This window comes from Paenibacillus sp. HWE-109, from assembly GCF_022163125.1.
In the GTDB taxonomy this organism is placed as follows: Bacteria; Bacillota; Bacilli; order Paenibacillales; family NBRC-103111; genus Paenibacillus_E.
Genome location: NZ_CP091881.1, coordinates 2259381 through 2285131, shown reverse-complemented (window position 1 = coordinate 2285131; position 25751 = coordinate 2259381). Strand labels below are relative to the sequence as shown.

At 47.9% G+C, this 25751-nt stretch carries 24 protein-coding genes; 7 read left to right on the top strand and 17 right to left on the bottom strand.

The window, feature by feature from the left end; genetic code table 11:
• Position 1: 1 nt before the first annotated feature.
• Positions 2 to 844 carry a DegV family protein gene (locus tag LOZ80_RS09165; protein WP_238171137.1) on the bottom strand — a complete coding sequence of 281 codons (843 nt, stop codon included), beginning with the start codon at positions 842 to 844 and terminating at the stop codon, positions 2 to 4.
• An 18-nt stretch (positions 845 to 862) separates the two neighbouring features.
• The gene (locus tag LOZ80_RS09160) at positions 863 to 1711 is read right to left on the bottom strand and encodes a DegV family protein (RefSeq protein WP_238171136.1); all 849 of its coding nucleotides are present in this window, start codon (positions 1709 to 1711) and stop codon (positions 863 to 865) included.
• Positions 1712 to 1846: 135 nt separating this feature from the next.
• Here LOZ80_RS09160 and trhA point away from each other — a divergent pair, with 135 nt between their 5' ends.
• Entirely contained in the window at positions 1847 to 2479 is a 633-nt protein-coding gene (gene trhA / locus LOZ80_RS09155; RefSeq protein ID WP_238171135.1) for a PAQR family membrane homeostasis protein TrhA, read from the top strand.
• Here the strand turns inward: trhA and LOZ80_RS09150 are convergent, their stop codons facing one another.
• Together LOZ80_RS09150 and LOZ80_RS09145 are read right to left on the bottom strand one after the other, a co-directional pair.
• Positions 2480 to 3136: a GDSL-type esterase/lipase family protein gene (locus tag LOZ80_RS09150; protein ID WP_238171134.1), complete on the bottom strand. Its 657-nt coding sequence runs from the start codon at positions 3134 to 3136 to the stop codon at positions 2480 to 2482.
• Positions 3137 to 3229: 93 nt separating this feature from the next.
• Positions 3230 to 3514 (bottom strand): hypothetical protein, encoded by a 285-nt coding sequence (locus tag LOZ80_RS09145; protein ID WP_238171133.1) that lies wholly within the window; start codon positions 3512 to 3514, stop codon positions 3230 to 3232.
• 153 nt (positions 3515 to 3667) lie between these two features.
• On the opposite strand from LOZ80_RS09145, the gene LOZ80_RS09140 reads away from it, so the two are divergent.
• Entirely contained in the window at positions 3668 to 4834 is a 1167-nt protein-coding gene (locus LOZ80_RS09140; RefSeq protein ID WP_238171132.1) for a M20 family metallopeptidase, read from the top strand.
• A gap of 62 nt (positions 4835 to 4896) precedes the next feature.
• Here LOZ80_RS09140 and LOZ80_RS09135 read toward each other — a convergent pair whose 3' ends face one another.
• A complete protein-coding gene (locus LOZ80_RS09135; protein WP_238171131.1) occupies positions 4897 to 5778 on the bottom strand; it encodes a DMT family transporter in 882 nt (293 codons plus the stop codon).
• Positions 5779 to 5964: 186 nt separating this feature from the next.
• Positions 5965 to 6306: a bacillithiol system redox-active protein YtxJ gene (ytxJ, locus tag LOZ80_RS09130; RefSeq protein ID WP_238171130.1), complete on the bottom strand. Its 342-nt coding sequence runs from the start codon at positions 6304 to 6306 to the stop codon at positions 5965 to 5967.
• 153 nt (positions 6307 to 6459) lie between these two features.
• Here ytxJ and LOZ80_RS09125 point away from each other — a divergent pair, with 153 nt between their 5' ends.
• Positions 6460 to 7329, top strand: a complete 870-nt coding sequence (locus LOZ80_RS09125; protein ID WP_238171129.1) for a metallophosphoesterase — start codon at positions 6460 to 6462, stop codon at positions 7327 to 7329.
• Positions 7330 to 7361: 32 nt separating this feature from the next.
• Here the strand turns inward: LOZ80_RS09125 and LOZ80_RS09120 are convergent, their stop codons facing one another.
• From LOZ80_RS09120 to LOZ80_RS09080, 9 genes are all read right to left on the bottom strand, one after another.
• On the bottom strand, positions 7362 to 8960 hold the full coding sequence (locus tag LOZ80_RS09120; protein WP_238171128.1) for a PucR family transcriptional regulator: 1599 nt from the start codon (positions 8958 to 8960) through the stop codon (positions 7362 to 7364).
• Positions 8961 to 9447: 487 nt separating this feature from the next.
• Entirely contained in the window at positions 9448 to 9615 is a 168-nt protein-coding gene (locus tag LOZ80_RS09115) for a hypothetical protein (protein WP_238171127.1), read from the bottom strand.
• Between the two features lie 561 nt (positions 9616 to 10176).
• On the bottom strand, positions 10177 to 10593 hold the full coding sequence (locus LOZ80_RS09110; protein ID WP_238171126.1) for a PaaI family thioesterase: 417 nt from the start codon (positions 10591 to 10593) through the stop codon (positions 10177 to 10179).
• A 62-nt stretch (positions 10594 to 10655) separates the two neighbouring features.
• Positions 10656 to 12326: a long-chain-fatty-acid--CoA ligase gene (locus LOZ80_RS09105; RefSeq protein WP_238171125.1), complete on the bottom strand. Its 1671-nt coding sequence runs from the start codon at positions 12324 to 12326 to the stop codon at positions 10656 to 10658.
• A gap of 37 nt (positions 12327 to 12363) precedes the next feature.
• A complete protein-coding gene (locus tag LOZ80_RS09100) occupies positions 12364 to 14136 on the bottom strand; it encodes an acyl-CoA dehydrogenase FadE (protein ID WP_238171124.1) in 1773 nt (590 codons plus the stop codon).
• 131 nt (positions 14137 to 14267) lie between these two features.
• Positions 14268 to 15452 (bottom strand): acetyl-CoA C-acyltransferase, encoded by a 1185-nt coding sequence (locus LOZ80_RS09095; protein WP_238171123.1) that lies wholly within the window; start codon positions 15450 to 15452, stop codon positions 14268 to 14270.
• A 35-nt stretch (positions 15453 to 15487) separates the two neighbouring features.
• The gene (locus tag LOZ80_RS09090; protein ID WP_238171122.1) at positions 15488 to 17881 is read right to left on the bottom strand and encodes a 3-hydroxyacyl-CoA dehydrogenase/enoyl-CoA hydratase family protein; all 2394 of its coding nucleotides are present in this window, start codon (positions 17879 to 17881) and stop codon (positions 15488 to 15490) included.
• Between the two features lie 14 nt (positions 17882 to 17895).
• On the bottom strand, positions 17896 to 19941 hold the full coding sequence (locus tag LOZ80_RS09085) for a (Fe-S)-binding protein (RefSeq protein WP_238171121.1): 2046 nt from the start codon (positions 19939 to 19941) through the stop codon (positions 17896 to 17898).
• Positions 19942 to 20187: 246 nt separating this feature from the next.
• Positions 20188 to 20484 carry a hypothetical protein gene (locus LOZ80_RS09080; RefSeq protein ID WP_238171120.1) on the bottom strand — a complete coding sequence of 99 codons (297 nt, stop codon included), beginning with the start codon at positions 20482 to 20484 and terminating at the stop codon, positions 20188 to 20190.
• Between the two features lie 219 nt (positions 20485 to 20703).
• Between LOZ80_RS09080 and LOZ80_RS09075 the strand changes: the two genes are divergently transcribed.
• The 4 genes from LOZ80_RS09075 to LOZ80_RS09060 all read left to right on the top strand — a co-directional run bounded on the left by LOZ80_RS09075 (position 20704) and on the right by LOZ80_RS09060 (position 23656).
• The gene (locus LOZ80_RS09075; RefSeq protein WP_337951031.1) at positions 20704 to 21300 is read left to right on the top strand and encodes a fatty acid metabolism transcriptional regulator FadR; all 597 of its coding nucleotides are present in this window, start codon (positions 20704 to 20706) and stop codon (positions 21298 to 21300) included.
• 39 nt (positions 21301 to 21339) lie between these two features.
• Complete coding sequence (locus LOZ80_RS09070; RefSeq protein WP_238171118.1) at positions 21340 to 22104, top strand: electron transfer flavoprotein subunit beta/FixA family protein; 765 nt, start codon at positions 21340 to 21342, stop codon at positions 22102 to 22104.
• An 18-nt stretch (positions 22105 to 22122) separates the two neighbouring features.
• Positions 22123 to 23106 (top strand): electron transfer flavoprotein subunit alpha/FixB family protein, encoded by a 984-nt coding sequence (locus tag LOZ80_RS09065; protein ID WP_238171117.1) that lies wholly within the window; start codon positions 22123 to 22125, stop codon positions 23104 to 23106.
• A gap of 133 nt (positions 23107 to 23239) precedes the next feature.
• Positions 23240 to 23656 carry an ester cyclase gene (locus tag LOZ80_RS09060; RefSeq protein ID WP_238171116.1) on the top strand — a complete coding sequence of 139 codons (417 nt, stop codon included), beginning with the start codon at positions 23240 to 23242 and terminating at the stop codon, positions 23654 to 23656.
• A gap of 335 nt (positions 23657 to 23991) precedes the next feature.
• Here the strand turns inward: LOZ80_RS09060 and LOZ80_RS09055 are convergent, their stop codons facing one another.
• Both LOZ80_RS09055 and LOZ80_RS09050 read right to left on the bottom strand, forming a co-directional pair.
• A complete protein-coding gene (locus tag LOZ80_RS09055; protein WP_238171115.1) occupies positions 23992 to 24177 on the bottom strand; it encodes a DUF4177 domain-containing protein in 186 nt (61 codons plus the stop codon).
• 53 nt (positions 24178 to 24230) lie between these two features.
• On the bottom strand, positions 24231 to 25607 hold the full coding sequence (locus tag LOZ80_RS09050) for an MFS transporter (RefSeq protein WP_238172937.1): 1377 nt from the start codon (positions 25605 to 25607) through the stop codon (positions 24231 to 24233).
• Positions 25608 to 25751: the final 144 nt, after the last annotated feature.

Sequence of the window (25751 nt, the reverse complement as noted above, 5' to 3'; positions counted from 1 at the left end):
TTTAATAAGCGATCAACACGCCACCTTCGCCTGCATAGGTACCGATCACAGTTCCCATGTTTGAGAACAGCACCGTGCGGAACGGATACTTCTCCAGCAGTTGACCTAACACTTCGCGCGCCCGCTCCTCGCAATTGCTATGAGCAACTGCAATCACATCTTTCTCGAAATCATGAACAGATTCGCCTACTTTGGAAATCATACGCTTCAGCGCCTGCTGGGTACCACGAATCTTCTCGATGACTTCAACGGAGCCTTCCTCGCTAGCTTTCATGAGCAGTTTAATGTTCAAAACAGAGGCTACCGCCCCGCGAACACGATCTAGCCTGCCACCTTTAATCACATTTTCCAATGTATCCAAAAAGAAATAAGTGCCGGAAGTTGCAATAGAACATTTAATTTTTTCGACAATTTCTGCAAAAGGGACGTGCGCTTCTGCCATTTTAGCCGCTTTGTACACCAAGACACCTAAGCCCAGCGAAGCCGTCCTTGAATCGATTACCTCAATCTGGCCTTTGTAGCCTGCTTCCAGCAAAAGCTCCTTGCCCATAAGCGCATGATGATACGTGCTGCTAAGCGCAGAAGAAAGACTAATAACAAGAATATCCTGACCAACATCGGCTGTCTCATAATTCGCAAAGAAATGAAGCGGAGATGGGCTTGATGTCTTAGGCAAGACACTCTCTACCTTCATTCTTGCATAAAAGTCGCAGAGTTCCATCTGCGGGGACATGCACTCCTCTCCAAAGTGCACAGATAGTGGAACGACATTAATCCCGTGCTCCTCTATGATCATTCTTGGGAGGTCGCAACTGCTGTCAGTGATAATCTTGATTGTCGTCATGATGTGTCCACTCATTTCTTAGTTTTTGGCGAATACAATGCCAACTGTACGTGGGCCGCAATGACTCGATACAACACAGCCTGTATCCGTAATAAACACTTGCTTCACCCTTGTATGTCGTTCAATCTGTTGTTTGACGTAAGCCGCTTCATCCGCTGCCGAAGAATGTGTAACGAACAGGAAATCCGTGTTCATGTTGTCTTTGTGCTTCAATGCATTATTCAAAAGCTGATCTAGCGCTTTCTCTCGTTTGCCCCTTACTTTATCCGTCGAGGTCATGGCTCCGTCAATCACTTTCACAAGAGGTCTGATTTTCAGCAGACTTCCCAAAAAATGCTGAACACTTGAACACCTTCCGCCTTTATGCAAATATTCTAACGTATCGATAATGAATTCCACTTCGATTTTGGCGGTTAAGGACATAACCATTTCCGTGATTTCCTTACTGCTTTGGCCATCTCTAGCGGCTTGAGCCGCTTTCAACACTAGCAGACCGATTCCCGTTGATAGATTTCTAGAATCAATCACGGTTACTTTTCCATCCGGATAATTGGCAGCCGCAATAGCTGCATTTTGAACCGTGGAGGAAAGCTCCGAGGAAAGTCCGATATACACAATCTCATCACCGCTGCCAATAATTGGCGCAAAAGCTCGTTCAAAATCAGCCGGTGAAGGTGCTGCCGTTTTGGGCAGTTTTCCCGTTTGTTCTACAAGCTCATACAATCTATCAGCTTTAATCGAAACCCCATCCTGATAGGATTGGTCTTCAAAAATAACATAAAGAGGCACGCTCACAATTTGGTAGCCTTGCAGCAGCTCATCACTTAAATCACATGTGCTATCTGTACATATACGTACTCGAGTCAATTAGGTTTCAACCACCTTATCTATCCATTAATTCATTCACTGGAAAACTCATTCCTCCAAAATGAAGGATAAAGCATTGTTGCGACGTCCAATCTATAAGGTAACAAGAAATTGCTTGCAGAAAGAAGGAATAACATGGAATACTCCATTCAAGAAGAGCGCGCTAACGCCATCAGTCATGGTGTAGGGGTCTTGTTAAGCATCGTAGCCCTAGTCATGCTTATCCTGCAAGCCTGTCTACATGGCAATGTATGGCATATTGTAAGCTTTAGCATTTTCGGAACAGCGCTAGTCACTTTATACACATGCTCCACCTTGCTGCACAGCATTTCGCAACCTCGATGGAAAGATCTTTTCGAGATTTTTGACCATTCGGCCATTTATTTGCTAATCGCCGGCAGTTATACGCCCTATCTCCTCGTAACGTTGAGGGGCCCGCTTGGCTGGTCCTTTTTAGGCGTCATTTGGGGCTTGGCGCTTGTTGGCATTGTGCTGAAAATTTTTTATGTGAAGCGGTTCATCCTCGTTTCAACACTTTGCTACATTCTCATGGGATGGCTGATTGTGCTTGCCTTCAAGCCTTTATACGTCCATCTGCCGTTTGGCGGAATTGTATGGCTGGTCATCGGCGGACTGCTGTATACGTTTGGTTCGATCTTCTATGTATGGCGGCGCATCCCTTATCACCATGCAATCTGGCATGTGTTCGTGTTAGCTGGTAGCGCCTGTCACTTCTTCTCCGTCTTTGGGTATGTCATCGCATCTTAATTAGACGATTAGCTGCTGCAGTTGGTCTAGAGAAAAGGCTTTCTCAACCTGCTGCGCCAGCGCATCATACCCCTGTTCATTAGGATGAATGGCATCCTCAGATAAATAGGTCCCGTCTCGCCCCACGAAGGCATCGTACACTTGCACGATGCGAACATGCGGCTGCTCTAGTTTACGCAAAAATAAATTAAACCGCTGCACCCAATATGCAGCATCAGGGATCTGAGGCAATGGGTTGTATAACCCAATTAATGCGATATAGCAAGGTGTCTCGATGCCTTTACGCAGTGCTTTGATTTGACCCATTAATTTCTTATAGTTGGCTTCATACGTTTGCAAAGCTGTCTTCAACAACATGGGGTCGTTCTGATAAAAAAACGGAATAGCGGCTTGAATCAAATCATTCCCGCCTGCCGTAATTGTTATAATATCCGCTTCCTGAACGTCCTTCTGAATAGTTGGGTTGGACCCCAGCGCCTCAAGCAGCTCGGTGGTCGTGGCTCCGTTCTTGCCAGCGTGATGCAAGTGAACAGGAACGTTCAGCAATCTCTCTACCTTCTGCCGATAGATCGATACGAACCCAAGACCTTCCGGTGCTCCGAATCCCACGGTTAGTGAATCGCCAAATGCCAAATAATTGATGATCGTCTTTACCATTCCTACCCTCTCCCTAAAGCCAGACGTACCATAGTATATGCGTCAGCGCCCAGTTTGGGAAGGGACACTCTCACTAGTCTTTGACAAGTTTTTTTAAACGGTTACATGCTGCTGGACATACGCTTCGATTTGCGCCTTTTCGGAGTAAGTGAATTGAAATTCACAGTCACAGCCTTCGTCATGAAGCACGATTTGCACAATTTCCCCTTCCAAATTACAAATAACGAGAACGGATGGATCGATTAGATCCTCTGGCCATGACTCGCCCTCAAGCAAATGAATGCCCAGGAAAACGTCTTTCCATTGGCCTCTCAACTCCGACTCCGTAAAAGAAAGCGCAAAGCGGTGTTCTACATGTTCTTCTCCATATTTCATCATCTCTTATTCCCCCTGAATGGTTTCGAAGAAAACCTGCTGTCTGCAAGTCCAAATTGGCTCACCCATTGTAACCCAGCCGGTGGCAAAGTGGTAGTTTATGCTTCTTTATACTACAATGGAGTTAAGTACCTTTCAATAAAGGAGCACATCTAGATGAAATCTGCTATTGCACAAACCATTGACCATAATGCTGATCGCTTCAAAGCTGTTTCCAGTTTTATTGGGGCAAATCCGGAACTCGGGCATGAAGAATTTCTAGCGTCAGCCCGCTTAACGGAGGAACTTAACCATCATGGTTTTCACATTGAACGAGGTATCCTGGATATTCCGACCTCCTTCCTAGCCTCCTACGATTCAGGCAAAGCCGGCCCTGTCGTTGCCTTTTTAGCTGAATATGATGCCTTGCCTGATCTTGGTCATGCTTGCGGCCATCACTTGATCTGTATGATGAGCATCGGCGCAGCGATTGGACTCAAATCCGTCCTTGCCGAAACAGGAGGCAGAATCCGTGTCTATGGCACACCTGCCGAAGAGACCAAAGGAGCCAAAGTTCCGATGGCAGCAGCCGGGCTTTTCAAGGATGTCGATATTGCGCTTATGGCTCATCCCTATTATACGTATGAGAGATCCGGGGAATCCCTCGCCATGGATGCGATACAGTACGAATTCTTCGGACGTTCCGCACATGCTGCCGCTCAGCCGTATGAGGGAATTAACGCGTTGGATGCCGTGCTGCAGCTATTCAATAGCGTTAACGCACTGCGTCAGCAAACCAAATCCGATGCACGTATTCACGGCATAATCAGCGAGGGCGGCAAAGCTCCTAATATCATCCCGGACTATGCTGTTGCCCAATTCTACGTCCGTTCCGCCTCGCGTGCATACACGAACGAACTGGTGCAGAAAGTTCTGCATTGTGCAGAAGGCGCCGCATTGCAAACTGGCTGTACACTCAAGAGCTCATTCTATGAATACTCGTATGATGAACTCCGAACCAATGAAACCTTATCTGAGGTGTTTAATGATCAATTGCTCGCAATGGGCATTGAACCGCAAGCTATCGAAGTCGGCAAAGATCACGGTTCCCTGGATCTCGGCAATGTATCCACCCAGTGCCCGACGATTCATCCCTTTGTGAAAGTGGTCAATGAGAAGCACATGCTCCACACGAAGGAGTTCCGTGATCTGGCGCTGCAAGAACCTGCGCTCAATGCGATGATTTTCGCAGCCAAAGTGTTAGCTAACACCGCGTATGAAGTGCTCAGCACGCCAGAGTTATTGCAAAAAATCAAAGCGGAATTCGCCTCCGCGAACAAATAGCTTTGAGAAACAAAAGCCACATGAGCTTGAGTATTCTACTCAAACCTATGTGGCTTAAACAATTATTTCTTTTCATTGCTGCGCAAAAACATTCCGACACCGACTAATAACACACAGCCCGCAAGCAATTGCACGGTAGTAATCGTTTCGCCAAGTATGAAATAAGCCAGGATGGACGCACCAAGCGGCTCCCCCAAAACAGTCATCGAGACAGAGGATGCCTTCATATATTTCAGAAGCCAATTGAACACATAATGTCCAAATACGGTAGGAACAATGGCTAACAGCAGGAAAATCCCCCACTCTTTGGGCACATAGTCCGTGAAAGATACTCCGCTATACACATTGGTAACGGCAAGAACTAGCCCTGCGAATAAGAAAACGAAAAAGCTGTAAACAAACGCAGACATGTGCTCTCTTATGCTTTTGCCTAATAGCATGTGCAGCGCTACCGCAAGAGTACCCAACAACGACAACATATCCCCTTTGAGCGCGATACCAGAAAACTGAAAGTCTCCCCATCCGATACAAACAGCGCCTGCAATCGCTACACACATCGCAATTAATGCGTGACGACTTGTCCGCTGCCCATACAGCAAAAAGGCCCCAAATAGAACAAAAATGGGTTCTAGCGTTAAAATAGCAGTTGAACTAGCGACTGTTGTGAAGCGCAGAGAATCCATCCAGAATAGAAAATGCAGTCCAAGCGCTATGCCGGATATTGCTGTTTTCAGCCAATCCCTCCAACGAACCTTGGCAATTTCGACACGGTAGTTCCAGAGAAAAGGAAGCATCAGCACGTTCGTCATCAGCAGCCGATACATCGCGATAATAGCAGCTGGCGCTTCTGACCAGCGCACGAAAATGGCAGAAAACGAGATTGCAACAATACCGATCAACAGAAAAACGGGAATCGGCACTTTGGTTTTATTCATAGCATTCATGTTGTAGAGCTCCTTGAAGTTGATTACCTGCAGTACATTTAACCCAAATAAGTATATAGGAGGATCCGCGGCTTGCCAATCCTTTTTAAACATTGTTCAATTCTTCCAACACACAAAAAAAAGCTCTGAAATTCTACCTAGTCACGCCTAGGCAGTTTCCAGAGCTTCTCACCAACAGGAAGACGATTAGTCTAAAACAGCGGTAATATGTTTGTTCGTAACAGACCAATGGGATGTATTCCATACGGATTCTTTATCTTTGAAATAAAGAATTTGCGGAGAGGCATGCTTGATGCCAAGATCCTCTGCAATTTGGTTCGAGACAGGACGGGATTCAATCACTTTCACCAAATAGTAATCCACATCGCCATTAGGTTTGCCTGACAAATATTGCTCATACTCGTCGAGCGCGCTTGCGCTTACCGGACATGTCGTGCTGTGTTTCAGGACTACAGCCGGTTTATCAGAGGAGCGTTCTAGAATATCCTGCCACTCTTCAACAGTCGTTAATTCTTTCCATGTAGACATATGAACAACTCCATTTCATTAAATAATTATTTTATAGATAATAATAATTATAAAGTAACACAGCCTGATATGCAAATCGCAGAACTCGCGTCAGCGGCTAGTGAACTGGTATAATCTTCATAAAAGAACCTGAACTTCGGACAGGAGGAACTTATGCATTCACCACCCCCGATCTCAAGACGCTCTTTTCTCAAGAAAGGCGCTGTGTTTGCAGGCTCCCTGCTGGCATCCGGCGGTTTACTCGGCAGTTACTCCGGTTACGTTGAGCCCAAATGGCTGGAATTCAAACGCTTGACACTTACTTTTGATCGACTACCCAATGCCTTTCACGGGCTCAAACTCTTGCAATTCAGCGATTTACACATCGGCCATCACTTTGATCTCAACAATCTCAAACATATCGTTGCCCTTATCAACAAGGAAAAAGCCGATATTCTCTGTTTTACTGGCGATTTATTCGATACCCATGTCATTGAAGATGCTGCTTTAACCAGTGAAATTCTAGCCAGCCTGCAAGCTCCGCTTGGCAAATGGTCCGTTCTCGGCAACCACGACAAATGGAAAGGCCCCAATCTGACCTTGCCGATTCTCCAGGACGGCGGGTTTCAATCGCTTGTAAATGCTTATCAAACCCTCACCTACAAAGGACAATCCATTCAGATCGCTGGCGTGGAGGATATGCTGACAGGCAAACCGGATATTAAGAAAACGTTAACCGGCTACAATGCCCAAATGTTTACCTTGCTGCTCTCCCATTGTCCTGATTTCGCAGATCAAGTCGGCAGCTATGCCATCGATCTGCAATTATCCGGTCATACGCATGGCGGCCAGATACGCTTGCCTTTCGTAGGTGCCGTCATTACTCCACCTCGTGGCAGAAACTATGTAATGGGGCTGCAAGAAGTCCCCAATTCATCGATGCGTGTATATACCAATCGCGGCATCGGTACAACGACCCTTCCATTTCGACTGCTGTGCCGACCGGAAATCACTATCTTTACGTTAGAAAAAAGAAAACCCTGAGCGCTACAAGAAAGCGGCTCAGGGTTTCTATTTTACTGTCTGACATGTAGGAATTGACGGAATAAGAAGACAGCTTTTAGTTTCAATAAGTCATTGACCTTTTTGAAATCTACTTGCAGTAAATCGCTGATTTTTTCTAACCGGTAAGTAACTGTATTACGATGTATGAATAATTGCTTTGCTGCCTCGCTCACTTGACCATCATTCCGAATAAAAACTTCCAATGTGCGAATCATTTCTTGAGAGTACTCCGCATCTTTTTCCAACAAAGGGCGCAAGGTTTTGGCACAATAGTCCTCCATCATACTGGCGGAAACATGCTGAAAAAGGTGGGCAAATTCAATGGTTTCATAATGCAAGATACGATCCGGCAAACCTAGCTTTGAGCCCATTCGTTCCGTCTCCATGCATTCGTGATAAGCCTCTCTGAGCGCTGGCGGCTTTCCTTTCGTAGAGCTAGTGTAGAAGAACATTTCACCTGCTTCTTCCACGCATCCAGAATCGCCAGCATATTTGGTTAACAGTTGAGCCAACTCTTCTTCGGGAAACCCTTCTGACTGGATAGAAGTATAAATGGAAAACAGCCGATCCTTGAGTACAAAATGATTGCCTCGCAGATTGTTCGATTTGGGATGCGACTCCATGTACGTTTTCATTTTTTTCAATTTGCTTTGCAATTGATCTTCCACGTGATCGGGTTTACTTTTGCTAATCACACATTGGTAAGCACCAGTAAAGAGCGTTAGTCCTCTAGCCTCTGCTTGCTCCATGAATTCCTCTAGCGGCGTCCCCTTATCTAAATAGCGCATCAGCATATTCTGCAAATCACGCTGTGCAGATGCTTCAACGTGTGAACGGAACGTATAGCTCATATGAAAAGTCAAAATATCCGCTGCTTGCTGAAACAGTCCCTCTTCTACATTGGCTAGGAGGACAGTGTCCGGCATAATCAACAAATGCCCTAGCAGCTCCTCCTCTTGTTGATGGAGGCCAACGCGATATGCGCGGTCTTTGCCGGCGTACACCCAGCCTGACTTGCGCTTCAGCGGCCAGTTTTGCGCTAGATGTTCAGGGCTCCAACTGCTAGTGTTATACAGAATTTGTCCTCTAGCCCCTACTACAGCCATCGGATAGCCTAGAATTTCACTGATTAACTGGAACATAGAGAGCATGTTATCCTGTTTCAAACCGAATTGCATCAGCTTGGTTTGTTTCTCAAGTACCGTTTGCAATAATTTCGTATTCCTTCTATATTCGGCATTGAACAGAGCGTTCATTTGATCTGAAAATGTAAATTGAAAGGGCATTTCAATAATAGGAAAGTGCAGCCGATCGGCTTCATCCACAACAACCTGCGGCAGTTCCGTCCAAAATCTGCCCAGTTTGATGCCTAAACCTGCTGCTCCTCGATCGTTCAATTTGCGTAATAAATTAACCGTTTCCTGCGGACTATCCTTCATAGCGAATGCGGTGGTGAAGAGCATCTCGCCAGATTTGGTCCAATCCGCGATATCTGGAGCGTCCATGACATTAACCGATTTCACGATTCGGGATTCTCCTTGCTTCCCTGCAACCAGCTTCGCTTCCGTTAATGGATATATAGCTAATGCCTCACGAATGGTAAGATGCATTGTAACTCCCCCTTATGCCTTTTTAACGATTATAGGATGACGATGCACGATCAGTCAATGGATTTATGTTAGTATATATGACATATATGATGTAAATATGAAAATTTTATGACCAATCGTCAATTTAATGTTATGTTATATAACATTATTCGAGTTTGTCATAATGATTTGCTTATGGTAAGTCACCTTTTTATTAGCTTGTCCCTACCGAACCCCATTCCCCTTATTTTTGATCAAAAAGCATCAAATCGCAGCTGTAATGAATTCTAAAAGCGTTACTTCGATTAAAATCTCACCATTCCACCAATTTTCTAATCTATAACGCCGTTTTAGTTCGTTAGATCAATATCCATACTGTATTCTCGTCCGTAAGGACAGTACAGTTCATTAGATCCAAACCCATGCTGTATTTTCGTCCGTAAGGACGGTACAGTTCATTAGATCCAAACCCATGCTGTATTTTCGTCCGTAAGGACGGTACAGTTCATTAGATCCAAACCCATGCTGTATTCTCGTCCGTAAAGACGGTACAGTTCATTAGATCCAAACCCAATGCTGTATTTTCGTCCGTAAAGACGGTACAGTTCATTAGATCCAAACCCAATGCTGTATTTTCGTCCGTAAGGACAGTACAGTTCATTAGATCCAAACCCATGCTGTATTTTCGTCCGTAAAGACGGTACAGATCGTTAGAAAGTGGTGGAGGTCGATAGGCGGTAGTTCCCTCTGCCCAACAAGAAAAACAGCCTCGCTTCCCTGAGAAAAGGACCTCTTAAAAGCATCGAATCCTTTTAAAGGGAACTCAGGTACGCTATTTAATGAAATAGCAGGGTTGCAAGGGTAGTAGCGGAACTACAGGGTCTTATTTTCACAAAAAGCGCTGAATTTCCCATCAAAATAGCAAAATAGCGCACTGTAGTTCCCTCAGCCTCGCGATAATCACACTTTCAGCTCGAATAGCGAACTGTAGTTCCCTTTACCTGGCATAATGTCACTTTAGGCATGAATTGCGGCCTGAGTTCCCTTATCTCCGCGCGAGGCAGATTGGATAGCGCCTCGATTACGCCAAAACATATCAATAAAGAAAAGACTAAGCCGAAGGCTAAGTCATCTACAGGGTCTCTACAGTTGTCTTATCTTCCGCACGTCAAAAAAACCATCAAGGAAAACGACCCTGACGGCCCTTTTGTGAATAATTCGCAGCACGGGCACGCTCTCAAATCACCCGGAAAGTCCCCGTCCCCATCGTTCCCAAATTACCCTGTTGGTCAACGACACGACCTTGCGTCGTCAGCATTTTGCGCGATTGATGAATAAGTTCTGCAGTTACGAATAACCGACCTTCATACAGCGGAGAAACGAAGTGAACATTGAGATTAGTCGTTACTACCTTCTCTTCCGGTCTCGCCATCATGACAACAATCCCCATAGCATTATCCAGCAGTGAAGACAGCACGCCACCATGCACGATGCCAATCGGATTCAAGTGGTGCCTTTTGGCATCCAATGCAATCGTTACAACTTGATTTTCCATACTCACGAACTCACAGCCAAGAAACCCCCAAAAGGTAGGCTCCGCTGCCGCCGCTAATTGCTGCAATCTTCGATTCATCTGCTCCTTGAACTCATCCATCGGATTTCCTCCATTCCTAGTATCGGTTTCCCCTCTTATGTTCGCAAGTCAATTTCATGAAGTCAATCCTTCCTTTCTTCTTCCAGAAGCTGTCGCCGCAGCACTTTGCCAATCATCGTCTTGGGCAGCGATTGTCGAAATTCTACTTTGCGAGGCACTTTATAAGCGGCCAATCGTTCCCTGCACCACAGCTCTAGTTCCTTGGCTGTTAACGACATCCCTGCTTTCAAAACAACAAAAGCCTTCACGGTTTCACCGCGATACTCATCAGGCACGCCTGCTACCGCAGCTTCCTGGATAGCGGGGTGCTCAAACAGCACTTCCTCGATCTCGCGCGGATAAATATTATAACCACCTGCAATAATCAGATCCTTCTTGCGATCTACAATGGAGAAGAAACCGTCTTCATCCATCCTCCCCATATCTCCTGTATAGAGCCATCCGTCTTGAATCGTCAATGCCGTCTCTAGTTCTCTGTGCCAATAACCTTTCATGACCTGTGGCCCTTTGATGAGAATTTCTCCAATTTCACCTATAGGCATCTCCTCACCGCTATTCACATCAACGACCTTCGCCTCTGTATCCGGGAGTGGGATCCCTATGGAACCTATCTTCCGATAGCCCCAAATGGGATTGGCATGCGTGACAGGGGAGGATTCTGTGAGCCCGTAACCTTCAATTAATCGGCCGCCAGTAAGCTCCTCAAATTTCTCTTGAATTTCCAGAGGGAGTGGTGCTGAACCGCTTACACAAACATTGATGGAAGAAATATCGACTTCTTTCACCCGCTTATGGTTGATTAAAGCAATATACATCGTTGGAGCACCAGGGAAAATCGTCGGTTTCAACTTGTTTATCGTATCCAATATCAAATCGATATCGAATTTGGGGATAAGTATCAGCATCCCAGCACGCAGCATGGATTGATTCAACAGCACTGTAAGCCCAAACACATGAAAACAAGGAATAGCACCGAGAAACCGTTCCTCCCCCATACGAATGCGATAACACCAATGACACGTTTGATACGTATTGGCGATCAAGTTGGAATGCGTCAACATGACACCTTTGGACAGACCAGTCGTGCCACCCGTATATTGCAGAAGAGCAATGTCTTGATCAGCATCCACATCCACGCAAACGGGAGCGGACGATGCTTTGCGAAGCAGTTTCTTAAAGTTGTAAATGCCTTCACTATAGCTGACATCCAGCTTGGCGCCGTCTTTCTTCATTTTAATCGGATAGAGGAGATTTTTGGGGAAGGGCAAATAATCCTTGATAGACGTAACGAGCACGTGCCGAATCATCGTTTTCCCCTTCGCTTTCTGCACGCGTTCAAACAATAAATCGAGCGTAACGATGACCGTTGCCCCGGAATCGGAGAGCTGGTGAACCAGCTCTCTTTCTACATAAAGCGGATTCGTCATGACAACAATTCCGCCCATCATCAGCGTTCCGAAATAGGCAATAATCGCGGAGGGACAATTCGGCAGCATAATCGACACGCGATCTCCCGCATTCACACCTAACCCTTTCAACGCATTAGCAAAACGATAGGACGCTTCCAGAACTTCCCGGTAATTCAGTGTTTTCCCCATAAAATATAGGGCTGGCTGGATCGGAAACAACTCCGCGGAATCCACTAACAACCTAGCCAGATTGTGTTTAGGATACTTGTAAGTCGGCGACACTTCTTCTGTGTAATGCTGCAGCCAAGGTTTTGCCCCACTCATACAACAACCATCCCCTTCAGGTTCTTGACATCGATGACTATACGATGAATTTCTCACCCTGAATAACACGTGCGGCGATGTCCCGTTTCAGACCAACCGTATTCACACTGCTGCGTCTGGTAAGCTTCTTCAGAATAGATAGCTGCGTCCTCAGCACATCCCCTTCTTCCATCGTACTAAGCGCTTCCTTCGCATATGCCTCGATTTTGTCGAATGCCTCATGAACGAATATCGTCGTCATCTGAATCGCATTCTTCGCTTTGTCTTCCCCTGACTTGGCAATCAGCTTTTGTGTACGCAGCAAACCGCTTTCTGCGGCAAATATTTGAATCATCATATCCGCAAGATTGCTCAGCACTTCCTGATTTTTCTCCAAAGCCATGCCGTACTTCTGCACAGCCAGCCCGCCAACCATCAGGAACACTTTCTTCGCCATCGCAACCAGATGAATTTCTTCTGCCAACGTTCCCTCGAAGGTTTGACCTGGTACAAGTGAAAGCAGTTCACCTTGGAGCTCTTGCGCCTTTTGCAGCAAAGGCAGCTCGCCTTTCATTGCTTTCTTCACTAATGTGCCTGGGATCAGCAGTCGATTGATTTCATTCGTCCCTTCGAAAATCCGGTTTATGCGAGAATCACGATAAATCCGTTCTACTTTATATTCTTGGATAAAACCGTAACCGCCATGAATTTGAACCCCTTCATCCGCCACGAAATCCAATACCTCAGAAGCAAACACCTTATTGATCGAGCATTCCAACGCATATTCAGAAATCCCTTTAGCCGAAATTTTACCCGCTTCCAGACTCGTATAATCAATATCTTGAAGAATATGATCAAACAAACCGGAGGTTCGGTAAACCATGCTTTCCAGCATATACGTTTGAACGTTCATTTCAGCCAATTTTTTACCAATTAGCGGGAATCGTGAGATCGGCGTGTTAAACTGTTGACGGGTATTGGCATACTTCACGGACAATTCCAGCGTTTCCTTTGCCGCTCCGACACAGCCGGTAGCAAGTTTGTATCGACCAATATTGAGAATGTTAAAAGCAATCAGATGCCCTTTGCCGATCTCGCCAAGCAAGTTCTCGACAGGCACAGGCACATCTTCAAAAAAGAGCGGACGTGTCGACGAACCCTTGATCCCCATCTTTTTCTCTTCAGGTCCCATCGTGAAGCCTGGATCGCCTTTTTCCACGATAAAAGCGGAGAAATCCGTGCCATTGATTTTGGCATAAACAATGAAAATGTCAGCAAAACCAGCATTAGTAATATACAATTTGGACCCATTCAGAATGTAGGATTTCCCGTCGTCAGAGAGACGCGCCGTCGTTTTTGCACCCAAAGCATCTGAACCTGATGTGGGTTCTGTTAAGCAATAAGCCGCAATTTTAGCGCCTGTCGCTAAATCCGGTAAATACTTCTTCTTCTGCTCCGGTGTTCCAAAAAAGACAATGGGCAGCGTCCCAATGCCAACATGCGCCCCAATGGACAAGGCAAATGAGGACGCTCGAGCCAAGTTCTCGCTAATCACCGTCGAACTCAATTTATCAAGCCCCAGTCCCCCGTAGATCTCCGGCACGTCCGCGCCTAATAATCCAAGCTCGCCTGCGCTGCGCATCAGTTTCACCGTCAAGTCATAGTCGAGCTTCTCCAGATGCTCATCATTAGGCAATACCTCACCTGCAACAAAATCCCGAGTGGTCTCAGCAATCATCCGATGCTCTTCCGTAAAATCCTCCGGAGTTACAATGGACTGAAAATCGGCATCTGCAATCACAAAACTCCCGCCTACAACTTTATCAGACATGCGTCATCTCTCCTTTGAAATAATTGTACAAGGGTAAATTTATTGCGACAGTTCGTTATTTAGCTGCTACTCAGCATGGTTGCTGCCTCTGCCACGATAGAGGGAACGCTGTTCCTCTATTTCGGCGAAAACTAAGCCGGATAAACCTCGAATACGCCAGCAGCCCCCATTCCGCCACCAATGCACATGGAGACTACGCCGAATCCGCCACCCCGGCGTTGCAGCTCATGGATCAAGCTAGTGGAAAGTTTAGCCCCTGTGCAACCTAACGGGTGCCCAAGCGCGATGGCGCCTCCGTTTACATTGACGATCTCTTCGTCGAGCCCTAACTCGCGAATTATATGCACGCATTGCGACGCGAATGCTTCGTTAATTTCAAAAAGCTTCACTTGTTCCTGCGTGATGCCTGCCATGTGCAAGGCCTTCGGAATGGCCTTCACGGGGCCAACACCCATAATTTCCGGCTCCACGCCGGAAAGCGCAAAAGCCCTGAACGCCGCGAGCGGCTTCAACCCGAGCGCTTCCGCGCGCTCGCGGCTCATCAGCACGGCAGCCGCTGCGCCGTCGGACGTCTGTGACGCGTTGCCCGCCGTCACGGAACCCCCCAAGCTGAACGCAGGCTTCAGCTTGCTCAGCCCTTCCACGGATGTATCGGGGCGAACGCCCTCATCCGTGGCGAACACGAACTTCCGCTCGAACGCTTTGCCGCGTTCGTCGATGCCCTTCACGCTCGTGCTGACCGGCACGATCTCATCCACGAACTTGCCAGCGGCGATCGCCGCCGCCGCTTTCTGATGGCTGCGCGTTGCGAAGCCATCCTGCGCTTCGCGCGAGATGCCGAAGCGCTGCGCGACTTCTTCGGCAGTGTGACCCATGCCCATGTACACCTCGGGCATGCTCTCCACAAGCCCCGGATGCGGCGAGAGCTTGAAGCCCGTCATCGGGACGTGGCTCATGCTCTCTACGCCTCCGGCGATGATCACCTCCGCGTAGCCCAGCATAATGCGCTCCGCTGCATAAGCAATGGCCTGCAGCCCGGAGGAACAGAACCGATTGACCGTAATCGCCGGAACGGTCACGGGAAAGCCCGCATAGAGAGACATCGTGCGGGCGAAGTTCAGCCCTTGCTCGCCTTCGGGCATCGCGCACCCGATGATAATATCTTCGACATCACCCTTGTCGAGACCGGGAACCCGCCGAACGGCTTCCTCCAGTACGGCTTTCCCTAGATCCTCCGCCCTCGTTTGAGCGAAGCTGCCTTTCTTCGCGCGTCCGACAGCGGTGCGCGTAATCGATACAATGACGGCTTCCTTCATCGCTTTCACCTCAAATTGGAATAGTGGTTGAGTGATCAGTTTCTAAGCGCTTTTCCCTTGGAGAGCATATACTGCATGCGCTGCTGTGTTTTTATTTCACCGCACAGGCTAAGGAATGCCTCACGCTCTAGATCCAGCATGTATTGCTCCGTAACCAACGTGCCTGCCGGTACATTGCCGCCGGCCAGAACATGAGCAAGCTTATTCGCGATCAATTGATCATGTTCACTGATATATCCACCTTGCCGCATCGTGTAGGCAGCAATTTGCATCACCGCTTTGCCATTCTCACCCACGACGCGAATTTTCTCTTGCGCTTGCGGGATATAACCAGCCGCATCAAGACGAAGAACTGCTTGCTTCGCTTCATAAATTCGGTGATCCGGATTCACAACAACAGTATCTGAAGCGCTCATATAGCCCAGCCGTTTGGTGTCATGCCCGCTTGTCGACACTTTCGCCATCGCCACCGTTTCAAAAATCGCATTGATCCAGGGCTGGAGATCAACCTCAGGATCACGAACCGCTTGGCTCGCTCTGAGAGCCAGTTCCTTGCAGCCTCCACCGGCTGGAATTAATCCAACCCCTACCTCGACGAGCCCATAATACGTTTCCGCCGAGAACAAGATTTGATCCGCTGGCATACAAGCCTCTACACCGCCGCCGAGCGTCATTTTGTGAGGAGCCGCAACCACGGGTTTATCCAAGCTTTTCAGTTTCATCATGGAATTTTGGAACAGACGAATAATGCCATCCACTTCATCCCATTCGCCATCCTGCGCTTCCATCAACAGCAGCATAACGTTAGCGCCAACACAGAAATTCTTGCCTTCATTCGCCACTACAAGGCCGCGATAATTGCAGCGTACTTCCTCAACACTCTGCTGAATCATCGTTAGAATATCAGCCCCAATCGCATTATTGGGAGAATGAAACTCCAGACATGCGACCCCGTCGCCAATATCGATTAAGCTTGCTCCGCTATTGGCGCGGATCACTTTCTTCTGCTGCTTGAGCGCTGCCAAAGAAATTAGTTCAGGCCTGACTTCAAACCCTTGAAACTCATTTTTCAAATAGTAAAAACTCTGCCCTCCCTTATGCTCATAGAAACTGTCATGACCACCTGCAATCCAATCTTTAACCCACTCCGGCACCTTGCTGCCTTCAGCTTCCATTCGCTCTACAGAGCGTTTCAGTCCGATCGCATCCCAAGTCTCAAATGGTCCCAAATCCCAGTTAAAGCCCCATTTAAGCGCATTATCAATCTCTACGATGGAGTCCGCAATCTCTTCCAGCTTCTCAGCCGAATAGAGCAGCACAGGTTTCAAAATGTTCCACGCCAGCATCGAATAGCGATCTTTGGCCCCCAGCAAAGCCTTGAGCTTGCCAGCCGTCCCTTTGGCCTGCTTCGCAGCCTCCAAGGAACCGGAACTTATTTTCCGACTAGCCGAATACGTCAACGTATTTAAATCTAAGACTTGAATTTCTTTGCCAGCCACAGATTTCACTTTTTGATAAAACCCTTGGCCCGTCTTCTCCCCAATCCAGCCATTCGCCACCATCGTTTTCAGAATAACCGGTGTATCAAAAACCGCCTTCTCTTCAGGGTCCGTAACCAAGTCAAACACATTGCCCGCCACGTGAACAAAAGTGTCCAGTCCCACCAGATCGAGTGTACGGAAAGTTGCGCTTTTGGGCCGCCCCATGGCAGGACCTGACACAGCGTCAACTTCTTCCACCGAATAACCACCTGCAAGCATCTCACGCAAAGTAACGAGCAGCCCATAAGTTCCTATCCGATTCCCAATAAAGTTAGGTGTATCCTTGGCTTTGACGACGCCTTTGCCCAAGTTCTTCTCACAAAAATCTGACATAAACGCCACGATAGCAGGATCTGTCTCTTTATTGGGTATAACCTCAAGCAATTTCATATAACGTGGCGGATTAAAAAAATGAGTGCCCAGGAAATGCTTCTTAAACTCCGTACATGTCTGTTCAACCATCGCATTGATCGATATTCCTGAGGTATTCGAGGAGACGATTGTGCCAGGCTTCCAGACCGCTTCTATCCGGCTTAACAGTTGCTGTTTGGCTGACAAATTCTCCACAATCACTTCAATGATCCAGTCGACTCCACTCAGCTTTGCTAAATCATCTTCCAGATTGCCTGGCGTTATGCGCTCAGCGAAATCTTCACGGTAAAGCGGTGCCGGATTCGTCTTTTTGAGCTTATCTATCGCGCTCACTGCCAATCGATTCCGCACCCTCGGATGCTCTAAAGAAAGGCCAGCCGCCGTTTCCTGCGGCAATAATTGAAGCGGAACCACATCCAGCAGTAACACGGGAATGCCTGCATTCGCCAAATGGGCAGCAATGCCGGAGCCCATCACGCCGGAGCCGATAACGGCCGCTGTACGGATCTTTGTCATATGGAAATATCCTCCTACATGAGTTTTTCGGTTTTCCCAAACACCGATAAGGCAAGAATTTCAGCGATATCTCGCGCTTTAACTCGCTCCTCGACCTCCTTGAGCTTCGTTCCATCCTCCACCATCGTCAAACAATAAGGGCAGGCCGAGCTGATAACGGTCGGATTTACACTCAAAAGCTGCTCCGTCCGCGCCACATTCACGCGTGTTCCTGCGGTTTCTTCCATCCACATCATCCCACCGCCTGCACCGCAGCACATGCTGTTCTCACGGGAACGCGCTTGTTCAACCAGTTGCACACCGGGGATCGCCTTAAGTATGCGGCGCGGTTCTTCATAAACCTCGTTATAGCGGCCCAAATAACAAGAATCATGGTAAGTAATGCGCTCTTGCACTTCATGCAGCGGCCTCAGACGCCCCTCCTTCACCCACACATCCAACAGCTCCGTGTGGTGGAAAACTTCAGCCTCGAGACCGAAATCGGGGTATTCATTTTTAAAAGTATGATACGTATGCGGGCACGTCGTTACGATTTTCTTCACCTTATACTTCTGAAAAGTCGCAATATTATCCGCACACAGCTGTTGGAAAAGGAATTCATTGCCCATACGTCTCGGGGTATCGCCGGAATTTTTCTCTTCATTGCCCAATATGGCAAATGAGATGCCGGCTTCTTTCATTAGTTTCACGAATGCATGCATAATTTTGCGACTGCGATTATCGTAAGCTCCCATAGAACCTAAGAAGAACAAATAATCAAATTGCGGATTCTCCTTGACCGTTCGGATGGCTAGTTCATCTTCGGGATCTACCTCTTTGACCCATTTCACGCGATCATTGCGGCTGATTCCCCACGGGTTTCCTTGCCTTTCGATATTTTGCAGCGCACGTTGGCCGTCATGCGGCATGCTGCCTTGCGTTAAGACGAGATGTCGGCGCAGATCGATAATTTTATCCACATGCTCATTGCCGACTGGACATTGATCCTCGCAATTACGGCATGTCGTACAAGCCCACAATTCTTCTTCCGTAATAACACCACCGATAAGCTCAACCTCCAGCGGATTGTGATCACTATGGCTGGCAAAAGCAAGGGCCGGAACCCACGGAGATTTGGATGTAATGGCAGCGCCTTTTTCCGTCAAATGATCCCGCAGCTTCGTAATCAAATGCATCGGGGACAGCATTTTCCCCGTCGTATTGGCTGGACATACATTCGTGCAGCGCCCGCATTCGACACAGGAATAGAAATCGAGCATCTGCTTCTGCGTGAAGCCCTCTATTTTGCCGACCCCGAACGATTCCGCATCCTCGTCTTCCAGATCCAGAGATGCCAGTTTGCCAATTGGCTCCGTACGGCGAAGCAGGATATTAATCGGCGCTGTAATAATATGAAAATGCTTGGATTGCGGCACGTAAATCAGAAAAGATAATAGAATTAATAAATGCATCCACCAGCTGACATGAAAGCCAATCGTTGCACCTGTATGGGACAGGCCTTGGAATATGGCGGCAAATAAAGATGAAATCGGAGCAAATCCCGAAGTTGCAAGCCCCTCGCGCACGCGTTCAAAACCTCCGCTCACAACAACCGAGAGCATCAAGAAGAAAATAAAGAATACAACGATGCTTGGTTTCCATCCGCGTTTTAATCGTTTCAGCTTCTCCACATACCGTCGATAAGTGGCGTAGCTCATAGCCAAGAGAATCAAAGCTACCGTAACTTCCTGCATCAATGTAAAGTAATCATAGCCGGGGATTGGTAACCCATGGCCAATTAATCCTTTCAGGATGAGATCAAGCGCACCTAATTGCAGAATAATGAACCCATAGAAGATGACAATATGCATGACACCGCTCTTCTTATCCTTGAGAAGCTTGGTTTGACCAAACACCTGAATAGCGAATTCCTTGAGCCGCGCTTTGGCTTCTTTTTTCAAGTGCACGGATTTCCCAAGTTTGATGTACAAATACCGGTGATACACAACTCGGCCAAACAGGTAAATCGCGCACCCTGTAACCGCTAAAAACAATAGGAACTGAATAATGCTACCTATCATGGAGCAGCCTCCTTGCCGTTGTGATAATTGGGGCGATAAGAGCCTTTTGAGACTTCTATTTCGCCGTTTAGTAGGTCTTTGGGGAAGATACGAGTCTTTAAAGGCTGCTATTTGTGTAAAAACCCCTTCTGGAATCCCTTTTCCCATTGGATAAGAGCCTTTAAGGACCTCTATTTCAACTTTTAGTCCCGACATTTGTGTTTTAGAAGCCTTTAGAGACTTCTATCTCGTTTAAAAGCCCAACCCTCAAATTTGCTCGTTCTTGCTCTTGCTCTCGCTCTTGCTCTTGCTCTCGCTCTTGCTCTCGCTCTCGCTCTCGCTCTTGTTCTTGCTCTCGCTCTTGCTCTCGCTCTTGCTCTTGCTCTTGCTCTTGCTCTTGCTCTTGCTCTTGCTCTTGCTCTCGCCCTTGCTCTTGCTCTTGCTCTTGCTCTTGCTCTTGCTCTTGCTCGTGCTCGTGCTCTTGCTCTTGCCCTTGCCCTTGCTCTTGCTCTTGCTCTTGCTCTTGCCCTTGTACCCCACACTTGCACTTGCATCAACACCCACCAAGAAACCGCTTACATTCAAGCATCGTAAAAAAGCAAATCCCTTATCCTCTTATTCACAGAGTCGAAAATTGCTTCAATGTTTGCTGTAGGCCCACTACAATTCTTACTTGCTTAGATAAGCTGAAGAAGTCGTTGACAAGGCGTACTACGTATTTTATGATGAACTTACGAAAATGAATGAGTATTCATTCACCGATATTTGTATCTTAACACCGAGGTGATCTCCTTGACAAGTAGCAAAAAACCAGACAAGTATTATGCCATTCTCGAAGGTGCCCTGAAAGTATTTGCCGAGAACGGGTTCCACAAATCACAAGTTTCTCGCATCGCCAAGGAAGCCGGTGTCGCTGACGGAACGATCTATCTCTACTTCAAGAAGAAGGAGGATATTTTGACCAGCCTGTTTCAAGAAAAATTAGGCGAACTTGTAGAGAAGTTTAATCAAGCTGTGGGCGAGCACATGTCAGCCCGAGCAGCACTGATGAAAGTTTGCGAAATTCATTTCAGTGAGCTTGAAAACAACATTCATCTAGCCTACCTTACTCAGATCGAGCTTCGCCAGAGTGATATGCTCCTTCGCCAAGAGATTGGTCTGGCACTAAAGAGATATATTATCCTGATCGAAAATATATTAGAAAGAGGCAAGCGCGAAGGGAGCTTCCGTCCTGATTTTGATGTGAAACTTGTGAGACTGCTCATATTTGGCGGTATGGACGAAGTGGTGACTTCTTGGCTCATTTCTGGTCAGAAATATTCCTTAACCGCTCAGGTCGGCCCCACGATTGATTTCTTCATGAAAGGCATTGAGCCATAAGGGTCTGTATATCATGTATATTCAGGAAGGAGCTTGACTATGGACATTTTTGTATTAGTAAAGCAAACGTTTGATACCGAGGAGAAAATCGTCCTGCAAGGGGGCAGCGTGCAAGAGGACGGCGCTAAATTTGTCATCAATCCGTATGATGAATACGCAGTAGAGCAAGCTATCCAAATTCGTGATGATCTTGGGGGAAAAGTAACCCTGCTTTCGATTGGCCCAGATCGCACAGCGGAAGCACTCCTAACTGCGCTAGCTATGGGTGCCGACGAGGCTGTCCTGATTACTGACGAACGCATTCTAGGAGATGAGTATGAAGTTGCGGAAATTCTAGCCGGCTATTTGCGCAACCAGTCCTATGATCTTATTCTTGGCGGCAATTTCTCCGTGGATAACGGAGCAGGCCAAGTCGCCGTCCGCCTCGCCTCTTTGCTCGGATTACCTCATGTTGGCTCTATTACGAAATTGGACATCGAAGCAAGCAAAGCGGTAGCCCATCGCGATGCCGAAGGGGATGTTGAAATCATCGAAGTGCCGCTGCCTGCCTTATTCACGGCGCAGCAAGGTTTGAATGAACCGCGCTATCCTTCCCTTCCCGGCATCATGAAAGCCAAGAAGAAACCTTTTCAACATCTAACGTTGGATGATATTGAAGGCTCAGCATCAGCAGTTGCCAAAACGACACAAATCGAACTTGCTCTGCCCCCGGAACGCAAAGCGGGGCGTATTCTCAAAGGGGATTTGAACGCGCAGGTATCGGAACTTGTGCAAGCACTACGCAACGAATCCAAAGTGATCTAAGAAGGGGAGGCTATTCCTATGGCGAAAACATTTCTCGTTGTTGCTGAAGCACGTGGAGGCAAACTGCGTCAAGTATCCTTTGAGGCCTTGCGAGCGGCCCAGCTATCGGCTGCTGAGGGCGATAGCATCACCACCGCTCTGATCGGCGGAGCCGGAAGCCAAACACTCGCTGCTGAACTCGCCGCTTACGGCGCTTCCAGCATCTACGTGGTGGAAAACACCGCGCTTGACCACTACAGCCCAGAAGCTTATGCCAGTGCCCTTCTTGCTGTTGCGGACACGGTCCAGCCTGGCGCTATTTACTTAGGCCACACGGCCATTGGCCGAGATCTAGCTCCCCTCGTTGCGGCCCGCCTCGCCGCCGGGCAAATCTCAGATGTCACCGCTATTGCGCGCAGCGGCGACACCGTGCAGTTCACTCGACCGCTCTATGCGGGCAAAGCCGTCGAAAAGAAAGCGTTTACCGACCCAGATGACACTTGGGTCGTGACGATCAGACCGAACAACATCGCAGCTTCAGAGCCTGACGCTTCGCGTCAAGCCTCCGTGATCGATGTTGCATATCCAGCTCCCTCCCTGCGCAGCATCGTCCGGGAGGTCGTGAAGAAAACGTCCGGCACCATCGACTTGGCAGAAGCCAAGATCGTTGTCTCCGGCGGACGGGGCGTGCGCAGCGCCGATGGGTTCCAGCCGCTCGAAGAGCTGGCTGCCGTCTTGGGCGGCGCTGTCGGGGCTTCCCGCGGAGCCTGCGACGCGGGCTACTGCGAGTACGCGATGCAAATCGGCCAGACCGGCAAGGTGGTGACGCCTGAGATCTACATCGCGTGCGGGATTAGCGGCGCCATCCAGCATCTTGCGGGGATGAGCTCATCGCGTGTGATCATCGCGATCAACAAGGACGCCGAAGCGCCGATCTTCAAAGTCGCCGACTACGGCATCGTCGGCGATCTCTTCGAGGTCGTGCCGCTGCTGACCGAGGAGTTCCGTCAGCTGCTGAAATAGCAGCTTCCATAACCCGCCCCGATAGGATGATTTTGCTGTCGGAGGTGGGTATTTATATGTTCTCGGCTTGATATCACTCCCTTCTTTCCAGTAAACTCAACATACAAACAACGAAGAGGAGTGCTTACAGCCAATGACGCCTACCGAAATCGTCCAACGATTTTTCCGTGACGTGCGATCCGGTCTGCTGCCAGATGCCGCCCATACCTATATGGCCGAGCAAGTGCTGGCCCACCAGATAACGTCCGAAAACGAGACAACCGTTCACCGTACACCTGCCAATTATGCCGATCATGTAAGAGAAATGATCGCAGCTTATGGCGCGTTTGAGTTGGAAATCCAAGAATTGATTGCCCAAGATGAGCGTGTTTATGTTCGATGGAAACAAACCGGAACCCATGTGGGAGAAGTTGATGGCTTCCCGCCGACGGGCCAAACCATCGTTGAGATCGCAAGCGCTGTGTACCGGGTCCATAACGAACGTATCGTTGAGTACTGGATACAAATTGATCGCGAAGGCATTCGCTTGCAACTCCAAAATAACGCCTGATCCCGCCGGTTCACACTCATACCTGTGAAATATGGCTACTTGGGCTAGTGAGATGAGCTAAATGAGCTTCTTAGAAGCGAAAAATCTTGTAAAAGGAACTACATTACGCTATTTGGGCAATTATCTAGGATTATATGGCAATAGCGGAATTACAGGGACTTATTTCCAATAAAAGCGCTAAATTTCACAGCAAATAGCAAAATAGCGCACTATAGTTCCCTCAAACTCGCTATAATGCCACTTTTGGCTGGAATAGCGCACCGCAGTTCCCTCTCATCTCTGCGCAAGGCAGTTGAGGCAACTCCTCGATCACTCCTCAAAGAAAAACAAACGACTCATCTTGAAATGAGTCGTTCAAAAATAATCTCATATGCCATAGGTTTACCATGACCATTATAGTTTGTTGGTAAAACCTGCACTAACCTCCATCCTTCTTTGGCGTTTTCGTCAATGGTTTCCCGATGCTTTGCGGAGGAGAAAAATCCACCTAATGATGTTTCTACATATTTGTATTCGTACAATCCGATTTCCACCCTTCTTACCATGTTTATACTTAATATTACGGTTTCTATTGCTAATTGTTTCTTCGACCGATAAACGCGAGTGAGAGCAAGCTGCCGCCAAATAAGATAACGGTAATAACGATAAGCGACAAATGCATTCCCTCAATAAAAGATCCTTTTCCGCTTAGAATAGAACCGAGGACGGCAACACCAAGCATCGCACCAATCTGTCGGCTTGCATTCAGCGCACCTGACACGGCCCCGGTCTGTTCTTTGGGGACAGACGCGATCACGGTCGCCATCAAAGCGGGAAGTGTCAAGGACACCCCGAAACCGATCAGCAGCAAACCGATCAGAGTAAGGGCATAACTCGTGTTTACATTCAACCACACTAGCAGCAGTGTCCCCAGTGCCCCAAGGCTGAACCCGACTGTCATCGGAATTCTCGCTCCGATCCGACCTACAATTCGGCCGGTAAGAATCGGATTGAAGGCCAGTGGAATCATCATCGGCAGGAGTGCGAATCCGGCTAAATGAGCCGATAATCCTAACATCTGTTGAAAGAACAATGGCAGGACAAAAAGAATTCCCGACAAGCCGTAATTAATGGCCATCCCGGCAATCATTCCTGCGGATACGGTAGCATTCCTGAACAGCCTAAGCGGAAGCAGCGGCGCCTTGCCCTTCATTTCAACAATCAAAAATAGGGTGGCACAGAGCAGTGTCAGACAAAATGAAGCGATAATAACTATGGAATTCCATCCGTAAGTTTCCCCTTCCATAAGAGCGAAGGCCAATGAAGCAATGGCGATAATGGCCATGATTTGGCCTGCCAGATCAAAACGTATCTGCGGCTTGCGGGTTGTTTCGCTGACAAGCAGCGAAGTCATGATCAAGCTTATGACGGCAAGCGGAACGTTAAGAAGGAATATGCTGCGCCAACCGAGCGAGTCAACCAAGAGTCCGCCAACGATAGGTCCCGCCGCCATTGCTGCTCCGGTAACGGCTGCCCAGACACCAAGAGCCCTGGCACGTTCAGATGGTTCGGGAAATGCATGGGCAATAAGAGTAAGCGAGGCCGGCATCAGAGCCGCTCCTCCCAAACCAAGTATCGAGCGCGTAACGATAAGCACATGAAGTGACGGTGCGGCTGCCGAGAAAGCCGATGCCGCGAGAAATAGGAGCAGACCACCGATATAGACACGCTTGGCTCCCAGTTTGTCTGCAAACGCACCCATCGATAGCAGAAATCCCGCAAAAACAACCGTGTACGCGTTGACAACCCATTGAAGTCCCGCTAATCCGCCGCCCAAATCAGCACGAATGGCAGGCAGCGCGACGCTCACCACCGTCGTATCCAGGAGTACCATAAAGTATCCAAGTGAAATTCCGAGAAGCAGATGACCTTTGGCCAACATGCCGGTCCTATTGAACTGTAATTGCCTCACTTTCTCCAAAGCAAGTCCTCCCTAGATTACATTTTTAAATTATCTATCTTCCACTTTGAAAGTGTAATTTAAAATGTATACTAGTATAAGATGAGGGTTTATCCTAGGAGTATTTCTCCTATGCTATATAACTGACTAGGGGGC